We start from the raw sequence: 15,383 nt of genomic DNA, 5'->3' as shown, positions 1-15,383 counted from the left end.
GGGGTTTTCGGGAAGGGTCTTACTCTTTGACGGCGCCGGCGCTGAGGCCGGACTGCCAGTAGCGCTGCAGCAGCAGGAACGCCGCGATCAGCGGGAGGATGGTGAGGAGTGAGCCGGTGATGACGAGGTTGAAGATGGCCTCGCCGCCGGCCGTCGAGGCCTGCGCGTTCCAGGCGTTCAGGCCCAAGGTCAACGGGTACCAGTCGGGGTCCTTGAGCATGATCAGCGGCAGGAAGTAGTTGTTCCACGTGGCCACCATGGTGAACAGCAGCACCGTGACGATGCCCGGGCCCAGCAGCGGCAGGCAGATCTGGAAGAACGTGCGGAACTCGCCGGCGCCGTCCATACGGGCCGATTCCAGCAGCTCGGTGGGGATGGCCTCGGAGGCGAACGTCCACATCAGGTAGAGGCCGAAGGGCGAGATGAGCGACGGGATGATCACCGACCACGGGGTGTTGGTGAGGCCCATCTCGCTGAACATCAGGAACGTGGGGACCGCCAGGGCGGTGCCGGGGACGGCCACGGCGCCGATGACGACGGCGAACACGGCCTTCTTGCCCGGGAAGCTGAACTTCGCGAGGGCGTACCCGCCGAGGACGGCCAGGAACGTGGCCCCGCCGGCGCCCAGCACCACGTACAGCACCGTGTTGAGGAACCAGCGGCCGAAGATGCCGTCGTCGTAGGCGAGGGTGTCACCGATGTTGCCGAAGAGGGCGAAGTCGCCCGAGAACCAGAGGCCGAACGAGGTGAAGAGATCGGCCTGGGTCTTGGAGGAGTTGATGAACAGCCAGACCAGCGGGATGAGGCTGTAGACCAGGACGATCCCGGTGAGGACGGTCAGCAGGACGCTGCGCTTAGGGTTGTCGACGCCGCGGCGCGTGCTCTTCATACGCACGTAGCCGGGCTTCTGCCTGGTCCTCTGCTTGTCCGTGCGGGTGGGTTCGACGGCGACGCTCATGGTCAGCTTTCCTTCCGCATGCCGCGCAGCTGCACGGCGTAGGCGATGACCATGGTGATGACACCCATGATGATGGCCACGGTGGCGGAGTAGTTGTACTGCTGGCCGGAGAAGCTCAGCGAGTAGGCGTACAGGTTCGGGGTGAAGAACGTGGAGATGGAGTTCGGCGCGAGGCTCTGCAGGATGGCGGGCTCGTTGAAGAGCTGGAAGCTGCCGATCACGGAGAAGATGCCGGCCACTACGAGGGCTCCGCGGATGGCCGGGAGCTTGATGGCGGTGACGAGGCGGAACTGGCTGGCGCCGTCGATCTCCGCGGCCTCGTAGAGGGACTTCGGGATCACGCGGAGGGCGGAGTAGAAGATCAGCATGTTGTAGCCGATGAACTCCCACGTGACGATGTTGCCGATCGAGGCGAGGATCAGTTCCGGGGAGAGCGGATTCGGCAGGCTGATGCCGAGGGCGCTGTTGATGTTGCCCACCAGGCCGAACCGCGTGCCGTACATGAAGCCCCACATGAGGCTGGCGACAACGGCGGGCACCGCGTACGGCAGGAAGATCGAGATGCGAAAGAAGGACTTCCCGTAGAGCCTGCCGCTGTCCAGGGCCAGGGCCACCAGCAGGGCGATCAGCAGCATCACCGGTACCTGGACCGCGAGGAACAGGGTCACGCGGAGGAGCGAGGACCAGAACTGGGGGTCCTGCAGGGCCTGGCTGTAGTTCGCGAGGCCCACGAAGCCGTTGCCGCCGACGAGCTGGTTGCGGAAGAAGCTGAGGAAGATCGAGTACGCGATCGGTGCCAGGAACACGAGCGCGAAGACCGCCATGAACGGGCCGATGAACAGCCAGCCGGACCAGGAGCGCTTCTGGGGGCGCTTCTGCGCTCGCTTGGCGGGCTTCGGCTGCGTGCCGAACACGGCCGGTGGGGGAGACGCCGTCGTCATGGGTGGATCCTTCTGACTCTGTCGGTGATGTTTGCGTAAACATAGCAGGGCTTGGAGCAGGATGTTTACGTAAACATTGTTGTTACGATGGTCACATGTCCACTCCATCGCGTCAACACCTCGTCCGTGAGGACCGGCGCGTCTCGATGTCCGACGTCGCCCGCCTGGCCGGCGTCTCGGCGCAGACGGTCTCGAGGGTGTCCAACGGCAGCCCCGGCGTCATCGAGTCGACGCGGCAGCAGGTCATCGCCGCGATGGACGAGCTGGGCTACCGGCCCAACAGTGCCGCGCGGGCCCTGAAGCGGGGGAGTTTCCGGACGCTCGGCGTCATCCTCTTCACCTTGTCCACCACCGGGAACGTCCGCACGCTCGAGGCCATCGCCGCCCGTGCCGCGGAGGAGGACTACGCCATCACGCTGATCCCCGTCTCGGCGCCGACGCAGGCCGGCGTGCGGGGGGCGTTCTCGCGGCTGAACGAGCTGGCGGTGGACGCGATCATCGTGATCATGGAGGTCCACCTGCTCGACGCCGCCACGGTGTCCCTGCCGCCCGGCGTCCACGCCGTGGTGGTGGACTCCGATGCGAGCGACGGCTACAGCGTGATCGACACGGACCAGGCCGATGGCGCCCAGAAAGCCGTGGAGCACCTGCTGGACCTGGGGCATGCGACGGTGTGGCATGTTGCCGGCCCGTCGGCGTCCTTCGCCTCCGAGCGGCGGGTCAATGCGTGGCGTACCACTCTGGCCGCTCGGGGCTGCGCCGAGCCGCCGCTGCTGCGGGGGGACTGGTCGGCGGATTCGGGCTACCTCGCCGGACTCACCCTGGCAGCCTCCGAGTGCACGGCGGTGTTCGTGGGCAACGACCAGATGGCGCTGGGGGTGCTGCGGGCGTTCCACGAGAAGGGCATCCGGGTGCCGCAGGACGTCTCGATCGTGGGCTTCGATGACATCCCGGACAGCACGTCCTTCAGCCCGCCCCTGACAACGGTGCACCAGGATTTCGCGGAGGTGGGCCGGCGCTGCGTGGACAAGGTGCTGAAGCAGATGCGGGAGAACTCGACGGAGCCGGGGCGGGAACTCGTTCCGACGCGGCTGGTGGTGCGGGAGAGCACCGCGGCGCTGGCTATCTAGTTGCTACCCCGGGCATCGCCGAAATGGACGGCTTGGGCTCTACCGTTCGGACGCCGCCCTCCCACAGGTGGATGACCCTTCAGACTCAGTCGCGTTCAGGATCCGCGTAGTTGCGGCGACATACAGGCGTTCGGTTCCGCCAGGACCAAGTCGTGATGGTGCTGGTGGGCGCGAAGCTCGTGCCGATAACAGCGCATATGACACCTTTCGGCGGTACTGCGAAGTCGTTGGTATGAGAGAGCAGTGAAGCTGAGGGATGGGCGGTAGCACGCCGGCACGGCCTGCAGTTCCAGGGATTGAGAACACGAGAGCGAACCAGCACGGCGGTTGATCCTGCGCATGAAAAGACCAGCAGTTCTCCCGCAGCGAACTCTTCGTGGTCGATCGGTATGGTGCGGGATTCGAGGGTGCCGAATTCTTCGTGGTTCTGGGGGTCTGCCGTGGTGAAGGCCGCGTGTGGTGTGGTTCAGGAGGGGTGTTAGTCGGGGACGTTGGTGGTGTTGGTGACGATGGAGTGGGCGAGGTCGCGGAGTTTGAGGCCCCGCGTGATGGCTGTCTGCCGGAGGATGGTGATGGCTTGGTCCCGGGAGCAGGTGTTCTGGGCCATGAGGACTCCCACCGCGGTGTCGATCGTGCGGCGGCTTTCCATAGCGGACTGAAGGTCGGTTCCGGTCTCGGCGAGGTCCGCGACGGTGAGCGCGAGTTTCAGCGGGGTCGACGCGTGGGTGGCGAAGGTGCGGGCCAGGCCGCGTGCGGCGTCGCTGAAAGCCTGCGGTTCTGTCGAGTACAGGTTCAAGGCACTATAGGAGGTTGCGGGGAGAAGGATCGGTGTGGCCAGGACGGAGTGGACACCGTGGTCTTCCATGGCCGCGCGGTACTTCGAGGATTGGGGGAGGTCCTCGATGTCGCTAACGTAGATTTCGCGTTCTTCCTGCGCGGCGGTGAGGCAGGGTCCGTCGCCGAACGCGTATTGGACTTCGTCCATGCGGCGTGCCCGGTCGCTGCTGCTGGCGACAGTGGTCGCTTTGTTCGCTTGGATGAGGGTGACTCCGCAGAACACTTCCTGCTCGTGTGAGCTCAGGACGTCGACGGCGGTGCTGGTGAGGGAGTCGAGGTACGCCAGGAGGTCCGTGCTCGCGGCGACGGAGGCGTGCAGCCGGTGGCGCAGGGCGTCATCACTAGCACCTGTGGTGTCGGTGTTTTGTGGGGTGGTTGCTGTGGGTGGGGTGAACGGATCGTTCATCGTGGGTCCCTTGGGGGTCACGGGCTCCGCCAAAGGATGCGGACCTGGCCTGCGTGGGCACCATCAGAAAGAACTCTTTCCTGTACTGCCCTCTGCTGAACAGTCCACCCAGTCTACGCGGAGGCCGGCAAACCGGGGGTGGTGGATTAGTGAGGTTCTGCCCTTCCCTGGTCAGTGCCGCTCCGTCTTGTCAGGGTTCTGGTTCAGATCAGGTGATTTTGAGTGCGGCTGGTTCAACAGGCGTTGGTCAGCGGTAGGTGGGCTGGCTGCTCGTAAGTCGTTGCCAGCCGGCGGCGGTGGTGAGACTGACGCCGAGGATGCGCGCTGCAACTGCGGGTGGGATCTGGGTGATGATGCCCGCGGTGGCTGCCTGGTGGGCGGTGACGGGGGAAACGCCATAGGTTCGCAGGTGCGCCGCGAGACTGGAGGGTAGCTGGTGCTCGCCGTGTTGGTAGCCGGGATATATCCAGGTGGTGTGGTGAATCGAGCCGCCGAAGCGACGTTTTGTTGGTACTCCGGCCAGGAGCGCTCTGATCCACGGGGTAGTGGCTGCTGGTAGCTCGAGCCGCACGGTTCCGAGGTGCACGCCGGCGGTTCCTTTGTTGACGCTGAGGTCTTCCAAGCGAAGTGCGGCAATGCGGTGAACACGGATCCCGTAGACGATGGTCAGGATGATCGCTAGGCGCGTCCTGGGGTTCAGGGTGTCGTCGCTGAGGGCGCGTTGGAGGGCTTGCTCGTTGTTCGCTCCGATGCTTCCGCCGAGGTTGAAGCCGGTGGCACCGCCGAAGCGCGGTGGTATCAGGGGCCCGCTGGTGCCGGATCTGGCACTCCAGCGCAGGAAGCGGCGGACCCGGAATGCTTCACTCGGTGCTCGGAGCACCCACTGGTCGAGGAGCTCCTGATCCGCGGTAGACACGGTCTGGTTGGAGGCGTTGAGGTGGCTGATGAGGTCAAGGATCAGGCGCAGTTCGCGCTTGTCATTGGCCGCGGTGATGTTTGTCAGGGGTCCCGGTCGGGTGCGGCGTTGCTGACGCCAGCGCACGAACTGCCGCAGGGCGAGCTGATCGGAGGAATGCGGCAGGGAAATGATCTGCGTGGCGGTCCACGTCCGAAGCCTGTGGGCGTATTCATCGCGTTTGGGAAGGATCGCGTGTTCAACGAGCAGGGAGCGTACCTGCGAGACCGCGCGCGGTGTTCCCAGCTCGTCGAGCACCTCATGGGTGAGGGTGCCCGGTGATGCTAACGCGGTCTCGAGGACGGTCCAGGCAGCTTTGCTTCGGATGAGCCGTAGGACGTACTGCGGGTCAGCTGCCAGCAGATGACGGCGAAGGCTCACCAATGCTGCCTGATGTGATGATCGGCGGGCCGACTCGTGCTCGAGCGCGAGATGGAAGAGTGCGTTGATGGCGTCGGTAGCCCGGCACCGTTTACACAGCCCGTCAATGTTGAGGTGATCGACCGTGGTGCACCGCTGGCACTGTCGTCGTGTCGCGGGCGAGTTCCGCCAGCAGTAGTCGCAATACCGGTTACTGGAGAGGATTCCTCGGCCGGCGGGCGAACAGCGCCGAGCAGGGCACCTACCCGTCGATCGTGCTCGCGCTCTCACCCACGCGTCTGTACGTTTTGGGACGTTCTAAGACCGGGCTCGTCGGCGGGTGGGAGGACCTTGACCTCGTCGCACACATCGACCGTGACGTTCTCGCTGTCACGCGCAGCCATAGTGGTACTGCTCGCGTTGTGGAGCTCACCGACACCACGACCGGCGCTGCTCTGGAATTCGAGGTCCTGAACATCGGCAACCTCGGACTGAGAACCCTCCTCGAAGACGCCCCCCCTCAAGGACTAAAGACTCCCTAACACTCCGGACCCATCACGTGCAGAGGGTGGGCAGAAACCACCACCGATTGTGCACCACTCATTCGCGACGCCGTTGACGAGCTGCGGGTGCTGCCTCTGTCGGGACGTGGATAGGTGCGCTTGCCACAATCGAAGTGCAGTGAGTGCAGGTGCGGTTCACCGACAGGTGGACGGCTTTGAGCTCTACCCTTCGGGCTTTACCCGCCCTCAGATGGATGACCTAAGTTCCAGACGAACTGTCTTTCGGTGCTGGCGGGGGAGTTGTACGCTCACCGCATGAGCGGGCTCGTGGTTTCGGTCCTCACCTCAGTGGACGGTTATTTTCAGGGCCGCGATGGTGACCTGAGTGTGATGCCTTTCGAGGATGCGTTCAATACCCATAATCTCGGGCTGCTGCGCACTGCCGGCACCCTCGTGTACGGCAGTACGTGGTTTACGGAGAATTGGGACTTCTGGTCGGCGGTCGCAGCAGACTCGTCCGCGAACGAGCGTGAGCATGACATCGCGCACTTGGTCATGACGCTACCCAAGCTCGTTATCAGCGACTCGATGGTGGAGGATCGGGACGCGCCATGGGCGCACACCACCCGCATCATCCCGCGGTCCGCAGCTCCTACGGAACTCATCAGTCTAAAGAAGCGCGGCGGTGGTGATTTGGTGATGTTCGGCAGTGCAACGACGTGGAGTCCTTTGCTCGAGCTGGGGCTCGTGGATGAACTTATCGTGCTGGTCGGTGCTGCACTCCTCGGAGAGGGAAACAAGCTCTACTTCGGGCCCAGGGCAGGCCTTCATTTGGTCGACGCGAGCATTCTGGCCGGCTCGGAGCTCGTAAAAATCCGGTACCTTGCTACGCCCTGATGGTCATCTTTTCTTAGCCGCTTGGCTCCCGAGTGAGCACGATACTGTTCGGGGTCACTCGGTTGTCATGCTGATCGGGAGTTAGGTCATGTTCGGAGGTGCGGTGGCAGCGAGGAACCGCCCTGCGCGTCGGAAGTCTCGGAAGAGAAGGACCGCTGCGAGGAGGAAGACGGCGACGATGATGATCCAGAAGAAGAACAACGCCCCGGGGATGCTTCCCAGGCAGTAGGAGTACATGGGTACGACCAACAGATTGGTTGCGTTGGTCTTCCGAACTTGAACAGCTACTGAGCGGGCCACTATGAGGCGGACCGGATCCTGGGGTGGTGGCTCCTTGCCGCTGATGACCCGCTTCACGTACATCTGTTCATCGACTTCGAGCCCGATGGTGATGGACAGGTTTTTGCCGAGTTCGGCGCGGGGCTTGATCCGCTTAGCGTTGTAGGTGAACCCAGCGATCGCTGCGAACAGTGCGAAGAGGAGTGCGCCTACCTGCACAATGAAACCCCACTCTATGGGGTTGTCGCCGGAGAGGAGAGTGCCGACCAGGGCGAGGGCGCCGATGTACAGGACGACGCCGGCGGGGAAGTAGCGGGTGTAGTAGATCCGCAGTGCTTCGCCTATCCCGTTGTCGGCGAAGCCCTGCGCATACCGTCCGGCTTTCGCCCACCGCGCGTCCGCTCCCGCTGTTCGGGTGTTGAGTTCCGCCACTGCCCCGCCCTCCTGCCAGCCGAGTGACCGTTAGGTCGAGTTCTAGTGGGCTTGGTTGTAGGCGTCGACGATAGCTTGGGTGATGCGTCCGCGGGAGCTGGGGTTGTGTCCGTTGTCCTGGGCCCACTGGCGGATCTTCTGGGTTTCTTCCCGCTTGGACTTGCTCGGCGCCGAGGGGGAACTTTGCCCGCCCTGGCCGCTCTGTCCGCGGCGGCCCGTTTTCGCTTTCCGGCCCTTCTCGACGTACTCGGACAGGGCTGACCGGAGCTTCTCCGCGTTCTCCGTGGTGAGGTCGATCTCGTAGTCGGTGCCATCGATACCGAATCGGACGGTTTCCTGGGCTTCCTCCCCATTTAGGTCGTCCACAAGGTTCACCTGTATGCGCTGCGCCATTGTTCTACTCCTGAAAATACTCGCTACTAATAAATGATTCCCCTCCTATTCACTCGAACCGAATGGAAGTATGCACATTTTCAGCCTTCTCGTCCTTCTCGCTATTGAGTGACAGCGTGACAGCGCTCAGTTGTACCCGGCTTTTGCGTTGGTGACGCGGCCGGCTCGTGGTTCAGGCTGGCTACAGTGTGGGCTGCAATGGCGGTCTTTCTGCTGGCTGGGGGCCTGTCATCGTCGCGGCCGGTCTGATGGAGATGTAGGGAAATCTGTTCATCGTGGTGTCACTTGCCGCTGGTAGCTTCACCGGATGGATGCCACCCTGCCCACACCTGAAATCGCGCCCGCTGCCACGGCTGCGAGTCTCGCTGATCGTGAGGGGTTCGACGAGCAGTTCCTCGGCGTTCCGGTGCCCGTGCCGGCACTGGCCGAGGTCGAGACGGTCCTGCTCCCGTATACGCACTTCTCGGTGCTGATGCGACCGGACAAACGCCTAGCCGCTGTCACAGCGCTCGGGATCAACGGAGCGAAGCTCATGGACCTCGACCGGTCGGGAATTGAGTGGCGGTTGGATCCGCGGCTACCTGAGGACCAGCAGACGGGGGAGCGGGTCTACGCGCGCAACGACATCGACCGCGGACACCTCGTCCGCCGGGCATCAGCTGTATGGGGGGACACCCGCGCCGAAGCCGCCACCGCGATGATGCAAACCCTTCCCCGGGGGTTGCGATGAGACCTTCTTCGCTGACGGTAACCCGCGGAACACATGCTTGCGAGCTTCGGTACGATTATTTTTCGAAGGGTTCCAGTCCGGATTTGAATGTGGTCCGAACCACAGTGAGCACACTGAGGAAGGTGTGCTCACTCGCACAGCAAAGGACTCACCTGATGAAGAACACCATGCGACTGCTCGCAGTTCCCACCCTCGCCCTCGGCGCCCTGGCTCTGTCCGGCGGATCCGCCATGGCAGCGGACGCGTCCTACTCCTCGACCTTGGGCCAGCTCAACGGCACCACGGGCACCGGCACGATCACCGTCGACGTCACCGGCGATAAGGCCATGGTCAACCTGCAGGTCTCCGGTCTCGCCGAGACCTTCATGGACGGACCGTACCCGCACGTCCAGCACATCCACGGCGGCGCCCAGGGTGTCTGCCCGACCCCGGCCAACGACACCAACGCTGACGGCATCATCAGCGTCACCGAAGGCGCCGGCGGGTACGGAGGCATCCAGACCACGCTGACCACCAGCGGTGCCACGACCCCTGCCGAGGGCCTGAACCTCGAGCTCGGCGGCCAGGGCGGCACCTACAGTGTCCAGCGCGAGATCACCCTCGACGCCGCCACTAAGGCATCGCTGGAGTCCGGCACGGCTGTCGTCGTCGTCCACGGCCTCGATCCCGCGACCGCAGGCGTCTCGACCGAGGTCTTCTCCTCCCCGAGCGACCTGAACCCCGACCTCCCGCTCGGCGCCACCTCGCCGGCACTGTGTGGCACGCTGACCGCCACCCAGATGGGCGCCATGCCCCAGGGTGGAGCCGACACCGGTGTCGCCCAGGAATCGGGCAGCACCAACGCCGGCATGATCGCCCTCGGTGGTGGCCTCGTCCTGGCCGCAGCGGCCGGCGGCACCTACATGGTCCGCCGCAGCGCAACCAAGGGCTAATCAGTCCCGGCTTCACGGCACAGTTTCACGGCGCACATGCGCGTGCGTCCACAGAAGCGCCGCACACCCTCTACGGGGTGTGTGGCGCTTCTGAACGTGGTCGGCGATGCTCCGCGACCGATCACGTTCATCCATGCGGGCTTGCACCATCAGGCCGATCGCGGTTCGGGTGGGCGCTTCTGCAGTCCACCCCGCTGTTCATCGAATTTTCATCGAATCGCTTGATGTATCTGGTCGACGGGTCCGGTGGAGTAGGTGTTGACACATACACCGTCAGAAGGAATCGTCATGTCTTTGTCCAAGCATGAACGTCAGGCCTGGGAGGAGATCGAGCGGGTCCTCGCCGACGACCTTCCCTATACCCATACCGACTTGGACACCACGATGGTTGAACAGCTGACGGAAGACTTCCTGCCGGCGGCGGTCGGTCGCACCCTGATCCTGATCACCGTTCTCACCGTAGGTGTGTGGCTTCTGATCATCGGGGCCCTGGCACAACTGCTTCCGATGGCGGTTGGCAGCTTGATCATCATCTGCGTCGCAGTGGACCGCCTCCACAGGCCGGGGAATCCCGACGACGAACAACCGACGACACCCTGACGCCAGATCCTGCTCTGAGAGGGCGGGCCGGTGAGCTGTTTTCGGCAGATAATGGCCATCCGCCCCAGGGTGAGAGCACCCCGGCGCAGGACCAGCGTGCAACGCCTGCGCGATGGAAAGCGACGACCACGACGCCCCGCCCCGCATCATCTGCGCTACGGTCTCGGTGGCAGCTGAGCAGACTTACATCGGGCCCTTCACATACAAAGAACCACCCCCATCAGCACCTGTTAGGGCGCTGATGGGGGACAGGGAGTGCGACCCTGAGTTTTTCGAGCACTAGGTCCGTGGTGGGTCGGCGTCGTTCTGGTATCCGGTGCTGTCGGCGCCGTCGGACGCGCGACCAACTCCGGGCTGAGCCGGGTACTGGTTCAGGTCCACCGTTTGATCCCCGGATTCCTCGACAGCCGCGCCCGGATTCTCGTTCCGACGATCGACCTCAACATCCTGCTCGCCGTTTGTGTCCTTGGACCTGTGGTCCTGCCTGGCGTTACTACCCGGGCCGCCGTATCCGCGGTTGGCGGGGGCATCGGGATCATCGGCGGGTTCGTCCGAGGACCGGGTGACGATCTCGTCCGCATTGGATCCGGAAGTTGCCGCATGGGTGGACGGATCGGGCGGAATCAGCCCTGCGTCACGAGCTGCCTCCTCATCGGAAAAAGCCCAGCCCGCCGATCCGCCTGGACCCGCACCAGAATCAGAAGCGTCACCGCCGCTCGAGGGAATGCTATTCATAATCGTCCTCTCCTCTGAGGTTCAGGTGCAGGTGGATGTGTCACGGGTGGAGGAGGACTTTGGTCCAGCCGTCCTCGCGCTTGTCGAACCGTGAGTAGGCGTCCACGGCGTCGTCGAGGGAGAGTTCGTGGGAGACGATCCAGGACGGATTCGCCCGTCCGCGAATGATGAGGTCGCGGAGTTCCCGGTTGTACTTCTTCACCGGGCACTGGCCGCCGGCGATGCTGATGCCCTTGGTGAACGCTTCCCCGTAGTTGAAGCCGATCCGCCCCTGCCGGGCGTCCTCGTTCGCGGCTTTCGGGTCCTCTGGCACATAGACACCGACGACGCCGATGTGCCCGGTGGCCCGGACGACTTTCACGAGATTATCCAGAACCATTTCGGGGCGCTCCTCGCCGTGGTGGTCGTGGGCCTGGAACCCGACAGCTTCAACACCACAGTCGGCGCCGAAGCCGTCGGTGCCGTCCATGATCGCATCCACGGGGTCGGTGTCGGCGAAGTTGATGGCGGTCGCGCCGATCTGCTCGGCCAGGGCAAGGCGGTCCGGTTCCTTGTCGACGACGAAGACCTGGGATGCTCCTCGCAGGAACGCGCTGTGCGCGGCCATCAGTCCGACCGGTCCTGCCCCGAACACGGCTACGGACTTCCCCGGGGTGACCATCGCCATTTCGGTGGCGTGGTATCCGGTGGGGAAGATATCCGAGAGCATCGTGAAGTCGTTCTCGTTCTCCGTTCCCTCCGGCAGTTTCAGGAGGTTGAAGTCAGCCCACGGCACACGGAGCAGTTCGGCCTGGCCGCCCCAGTACGGGCCCATCATGGGGTACCCGTACCCGGCGCCGGGCTGCCCGGACGGGTTCGCGCGCAAGCACGCGGAGGTGTATCCGTTGTTGCAGTTCCGGCAGGTACCGCAGGCGAGGTTGAAGGGGACCGACACGCGGTCGCCAACGCTGATCCGGTCGACGCCTGCGCCGATGGCTTCCACGACGCCCATGTTCTCGTGCCCGAGGACCATGCCGGCGTCGAGCTCGCTGCGACCCTCATAGGGGTGTAGGTCGGATCCGCAGATGTTCGCTGTCGTGATCCGGATGATCGCATCCAGAGGGCCCTGGATGGTCGGGTCGTCGACGGTCTCGACGGACAGCTCGTACGGTGCTTTGAAAACTACTGCCTTCATAGGAAAACTCCCTCTACTGGAGATCGGCCCGATCACTCAAGGATCCGGGCGGGCCCAGGCTGCCGGGCCGCTTGACCGGCGCGCCGCACTACCTTCAATCTCAGGGAGGCAGTGCGTCGCGGCGGCCCTGCTCAGCATCCAGCCGCTTCTTGACCAAATACTAAGCCTACTGATGAGTCAACGCGACACCTCGCAGAGAGGTCAAGGGGCACCAGCTGCCCGGCGCTGCTTGACGCTCCGGCATGGTTCGACCAACCCTGACAGAACGCCCTTCAGCTCCGGCGCATCCAGGTCCTACCATCAGCTCCGCCTGCCCAGCGGACCATCACACGTCCTGCGGTATCGCAACCTGCACCCATCCGAAAGACAGCCTGCTGACGAATATCTAGGGTGAAAGACGCGCTCACGGCGCGTCACCGACAGCACAAGCATCAGAAGGAGAAACCCCTATGACGGAGATCGTCGCTCACCACGGCCTGTTCAGGAACACCAACCTTCACGTCGATGACACTGGTGGAACCGGTCGCCCCGTGGTCCTGATCCACGGGTGGCCCCTGTCCGGGGAGGCGTTCAAGAATCAGGTGCCTGCGCTGCGGGCTGCCGGGTACCGGGTGATCACTTATGACCGGCGCGGTTTCGGTCGCAGTGACAAGCCGATGACCGGGTACACGTACGACACACTGACCGAGGATCTTCAGGCCCTGCTCGAGGAGCTCGACCTGCGGGACGCGACCCTGGTCGGGTTCTCCATGGGCGGGGGAGAAGTGGCCCGCTACTTCTCCAAGTACAGCCCGGAGCGCATTCGTAGCGTCGTGTTCGCCTCCGCGGTCCCGCCGTTCATGATGCAGGGCGAGGACAACCCCGACGGGCCTCTCACCAAGGATGCAGCCGCTGGCATGACCAAGGATCTGACGAAGGATGAGGAGTCGTTCTACGACGGGTTCACCACCGATTTCTTCTCCGCCAACGGTGAGCTGAAGGTCACCGAAGCCCAGCGGCAGGAAGCCCTTGAGCTGTGCCGGCAGGCCGACAAGAAAGCGGCCCTGGCGTGCATGGAAGCATTCGGGACCACGGACTTCCGCGATGACCTGCTCAAAGTCACGGTCCCGGCTCTGGTCCTGCACGGCGACGCCGACGCGACCGTCCCCTTCGAGGGCTCCGGGCAGCGCACCCACGCTACCTTGCTTGGTAGCGACCTGCACGTCATTGCCGGCGGCCCGCACGGGTGCAACGTCAGCCACCCGGATGAATGGAACCGGGCCCTCATCACCTTCCTCGCCAAGTAAGGCCCTGGACTCCTTCCTGTGTCCGGGGTGCAGGAAGGAGTCGGGCCCTCCCGGGCAGCCCTCCCTCCCATCCTCTGGCGTCCCAAGCTGCTTCGTGCGGCACTGCCGGCCAGTACCGGTCTGATAGAACGGGATTCCGGGCGGTGGGAGGGGCCGTGGCCGGGGCATAGCAGGTCAGCGCCAGCTATGGCTGACCGTATTGGCATGCCGAACCCCGCCGCAGGGGGTTGTACGGGGTGTAGCGTCGAGTGATCCGTCGGCATCCAGCAGACGAAACGAGGACACGCATAGGGCGGGGCGACACGGAAAGAATTCATCCTGTCATCCGGTGCCGGGTCCGTGACATGGTGAGGCTCACGATGGCGCAAAATTCCTCGTCTTCAGATCATCCACCCCATGCCGGCGAGGGGGCCAGCCGTTTGGATCTGTCCAGCAGTGACAGTGAGCTGCATGCCCGGTTGCATTACCTGGTCGCAGACAGCAGTGACATTGTCGAGTACCTGGACTTCCTCACCTGTACCGCCGTCGAGGTCATCGGCTCCTATGGTGGGGAGATGTTCTGTGGGATCACACTCCTTCGACCGCGCAGGGCAGCGACGGTCTCGAGCAGTAACGACCTCGCGCAGCGGATGGACGAATCTCAGTACGGGTTTGACGACGGTCCCTGCCTGGCAGCGGCACGTGAGGAACGTGAGGTGTACATCGAGGACGTCGACGCCCTTCCCTCGTCGTCCGGGTACCGAAAGGCTATGGAAGACTTCGGTGTCCGCTCCGTGCTCGCCTCCCCGATCCTGCTCCCAGGAGAATCAGCCGGCGCACTGAACCTCTACTCCACGACCACGGACGCCTTCGCGCCGCGTGATCGAAACCTCGCGCGCCGCTTCGCCGAGGAGGCCTCGAAGTCCATGCGGATTGCCGTACGGATTGCTGAGCTGACCGATACCGGCGCTGATCTGCGGGCTGCTATGGAAAGACGCCACATCATCGATACCGCAATCGGCGTGATCATGTCGCAAAACAACTGCAGTCAGGAGGAAGCCTTCGCGATCCTCCGGAAAGCTTCAAGCAGCCGCAACATCAAACTCCGCGCCCTCGCTCAGACCATCATTGATGGGGTGGGTAACCCCGCCCCCGGGAATTCCGACATTCTCACCCCACCTCTCACCTGACAGGACTGTGACTCTGGTGGCCCTCTGGGGGTGGTGTTGGATGGTTGAGGGACGTGCTGCAGAGCCAGTTCGGCGCTCTTGCGGGTGTCAGCGTAGATCCGGCAGTGCGGCATGTCAGCAGGAGCTGAAGGATCAGGGTGTCGGTCGGGTCGGTGCGGCGGGTGAAATGTCCACCAGACGACGGCACGGGTCTGCGCAGTCCTAACCCCTGTGGATGCAGGCAGTCATGTGCGACAAACCCTCTCCCGCGAGGCAGGCGTTGATGCAACGGGTGCAGGTCGGCGTGCATTGATGCAGGGCGGCACTCGCGGCAATCGCGGCGAAAACGGCATGATCCTGCGCCGGTGTCCCCCGGGGTGGCCATCGTCTGCCGGATGCGGCTCATAGTGATTCGTTTGGCTCGGGCATGCGCCAAAGCCGCGACGAGGGCTGAGGATCAACGAGCGTCCCCCATTGCTCAATGGCTACGATCACCGGCCGCAACTCATCTCATCCCCGACAGGACGAGAGCGTCAGCGGGACACACGAGGTCGTTGTTTCGTTCGGCCGGAACGGTGCACTATCCTTGGAAAACTAAGCAGGCTGATAATTGGTTGTGTGCGTTACCGCAGTCCCTGGTTCGGCCTCATCTCACTGTCGCCTCGGGTTGATGGTTGAGGTTCGCGA

General features: G+C 63.9%; 14 protein-coding genes. 7 read left to right on the top strand and 7 right to left on the bottom strand.

Features of this window, described 5'->3' with window-relative positions:
* Positions 1–19: 19 nt before the first annotated feature.
* Positions 20–889: a carbohydrate ABC transporter permease gene (locus ACX80U_RS10570; protein WP_459268452.1), complete on the bottom strand. Its 870-nt coding sequence runs from the start codon at positions 887–889 to the stop codon at positions 20–22.
* Between the two features lie 71 nt (positions 890–960).
* A complete protein-coding gene (locus ACX80U_RS10565) occupies positions 961–1,899 on the bottom strand; it encodes a carbohydrate ABC transporter permease (protein WP_459268365.1) in 939 nt (312 codons plus the stop codon).
* A 95-nt stretch (positions 1,900–1,994) separates the two neighbouring features.
* Between ACX80U_RS10565 and ACX80U_RS10560 the strand changes: the two genes are divergently transcribed.
* The gene (locus ACX80U_RS10560) at positions 1,995–3,029 is read left to right on the top strand and encodes a LacI family DNA-binding transcriptional regulator (RefSeq protein ID WP_459268364.1); all 1,035 of its coding nucleotides are present in this window, start codon (positions 1,995–1,997) and stop codon (positions 3,027–3,029) included.
* A gap of 478 nt (positions 3,030–3,507) precedes the next feature.
* Here the strand turns inward: ACX80U_RS10560 and ACX80U_RS10555 are convergent, their stop codons facing one another.
* The gene (locus ACX80U_RS10555; protein ID WP_459268363.1) at positions 3,508–4,272 is read right to left on the bottom strand and encodes a GAF and ANTAR domain-containing protein; all 765 of its coding nucleotides are present in this window, start codon (positions 4,270–4,272) and stop codon (positions 3,508–3,510) included.
* Between the two features lie 247 nt (positions 4,273–4,519).
* A complete protein-coding gene (locus tag ACX80U_RS10550; RefSeq protein ID WP_459268362.1) occupies positions 4,520–5,608 on the bottom strand; it encodes a hypothetical protein in 1,089 nt (362 codons plus the stop codon).
* A 797-nt stretch (positions 5,609–6,405) separates the two neighbouring features.
* On the opposite strand from ACX80U_RS10550, the gene ACX80U_RS10545 reads away from it, so the two are divergent.
* Positions 6,406–6,987 carry a dihydrofolate reductase family protein gene (locus tag ACX80U_RS10545; RefSeq protein ID WP_459268361.1) on the top strand — a complete coding sequence of 194 codons (582 nt, stop codon included), beginning with the start codon at positions 6,406–6,408 and terminating at the stop codon, positions 6,985–6,987.
* Positions 6,988–7,068: 81 nt separating this feature from the next.
* On the opposite strand, the gene ACX80U_RS10540 is transcribed toward ACX80U_RS10545, so the two are convergent.
* Both ACX80U_RS10540 and ACX80U_RS10535 read right to left on the bottom strand, forming a co-directional pair.
* The gene (locus ACX80U_RS10540) at positions 7,069–7,698 is read right to left on the bottom strand and encodes a hypothetical protein (RefSeq protein ID WP_459268360.1); all 630 of its coding nucleotides are present in this window, start codon (positions 7,696–7,698) and stop codon (positions 7,069–7,071) included.
* 42 nt (positions 7,699–7,740) lie between these two features.
* Positions 7,741–8,091, bottom strand: coding sequence for a histone-like nucleoid-structuring protein Lsr2 (locus ACX80U_RS10535; protein WP_459268359.1), 351 nt, complete (start codon positions 8,089–8,091; stop codon positions 7,741–7,743).
* 307 nt (positions 8,092–8,398) lie between these two features.
* Here ACX80U_RS10535 and ACX80U_RS10530 point away from each other — a divergent pair, with 307 nt between their 5' ends.
* From ACX80U_RS10530 to ACX80U_RS10520, 3 genes are all read left to right on the top strand, one after another.
* Positions 8,399–8,821: a DNA/RNA non-specific endonuclease gene (locus ACX80U_RS10530; RefSeq protein ID WP_459268358.1), complete on the top strand. Its 423-nt coding sequence runs from the start codon at positions 8,399–8,401 to the stop codon at positions 8,819–8,821.
* 155 nt (positions 8,822–8,976) lie between these two features.
* Complete coding sequence (locus tag ACX80U_RS10525) at positions 8,977–9,753, top strand: hypothetical protein (protein WP_459268357.1); 777 nt, start codon at positions 8,977–8,979, stop codon at positions 9,751–9,753.
* A gap of 288 nt (positions 9,754–10,041) precedes the next feature.
* Entirely contained in the window at positions 10,042–10,353 is a 312-nt protein-coding gene (locus tag ACX80U_RS10520) for a DUF3040 domain-containing protein (RefSeq protein ID WP_459268356.1), read from the top strand.
* A gap of 775 nt (positions 10,354–11,128) precedes the next feature.
* Here ACX80U_RS10520 and ACX80U_RS10515 read toward each other — a convergent pair.
* Entirely contained in the window at positions 11,129–12,262 is a 1,134-nt protein-coding gene (locus ACX80U_RS10515) for a glutathione-independent formaldehyde dehydrogenase (protein WP_459268355.1), read from the bottom strand.
* Positions 12,263–12,711: 449 nt separating this feature from the next.
* Between ACX80U_RS10515 and ACX80U_RS10510 the strand changes: the two genes are divergently transcribed.
* Together ACX80U_RS10510 and ACX80U_RS10505 are read left to right on the top strand one after the other, a co-directional pair.
* Entirely contained in the window at positions 12,712–13,548 is an 837-nt protein-coding gene (locus tag ACX80U_RS10510; RefSeq protein WP_459268354.1) for an alpha/beta fold hydrolase, read from the top strand.
* A 359-nt stretch (positions 13,549–13,907) separates the two neighbouring features.
* Positions 13,908–14,717, top strand: coding sequence for a GAF and ANTAR domain-containing protein (locus ACX80U_RS10505; RefSeq protein WP_459268353.1), 810 nt, complete (start codon positions 13,908–13,910; stop codon positions 14,715–14,717).
* The last annotated feature ends 666 nt before the right edge of the window (positions 14,718–15,383 follow it).

The organism is Arthrobacter sp. TmT3-37 (assembly GCF_054510835.1).
This window is presented reverse-complemented; position numbering and strand designations above follow the sequence as displayed.

What these genes read in the sequence shown, in the direction of transcription:
- ACX80U_RS10570 (WP_459268452.1), bottom strand. Translation starts at nt 889, where the DNA reads ATGAAGAGCACGCGCCGCGGCGTCGACAACCCTAAGCGCAGCGTCCTG.
- ACX80U_RS10565 (WP_459268365.1), bottom strand. Translation starts at nt 1,899, where the DNA reads ATGACGACGGCGTCTCCCCCACCGGCCGTGTTCGGCACGCAGCCGAAG.
- ACX80U_RS10560 (WP_459268364.1), top strand. Translation starts at nt 1,995, where the DNA reads ATGTCCACTCCATCGCGTCAACACCTCGTCCGTGAGGACCGGCGCGTC.
- ACX80U_RS10555 (WP_459268363.1), bottom strand. Translation starts at nt 4,272, where the DNA reads ATGAACGATCCGTTCACCCCACCCACAGCAACCACCCCACAAAACACC.
- ACX80U_RS10545 (WP_459268361.1), top strand. Translation starts at nt 6,406, where the DNA reads ATGAGCGGGCTCGTGGTTTCGGTCCTCACCTCAGTGGACGGTTATTTT.
- ACX80U_RS10535 (WP_459268359.1), bottom strand. Translation starts at nt 8,091, where the DNA reads ATGGCGCAGCGCATACAGGTGAACCTTGTGGACGACCTAAATGGGGAG.
- ACX80U_RS10530 (WP_459268358.1), top strand. Translation starts at nt 8,399, where the DNA reads ATGGATGCCACCCTGCCCACACCTGAAATCGCGCCCGCTGCCACGGCT.
- ACX80U_RS10525 (WP_459268357.1), top strand. Translation starts at nt 8,977, where the DNA reads ATGAAGAACACCATGCGACTGCTCGCAGTTCCCACCCTCGCCCTCGGC.
- ACX80U_RS10520 (WP_459268356.1), top strand. Translation starts at nt 10,042, where the DNA reads ATGTCTTTGTCCAAGCATGAACGTCAGGCCTGGGAGGAGATCGAGCGG.
- ACX80U_RS10515 (WP_459268355.1), bottom strand. Translation starts at nt 12,262, where the DNA reads ATGAAGGCAGTAGTTTTCAAAGCACCGTACGAGCTGTCCGTCGAGACC.
- ACX80U_RS10510 (WP_459268354.1), top strand. Translation starts at nt 12,712, where the DNA reads ATGACGGAGATCGTCGCTCACCACGGCCTGTTCAGGAACACCAACCTT.
- ACX80U_RS10505 (WP_459268353.1), top strand. Translation starts at nt 13,908, where the DNA reads ATGGCGCAAAATTCCTCGTCTTCAGATCATCCACCCCATGCCGGCGAG.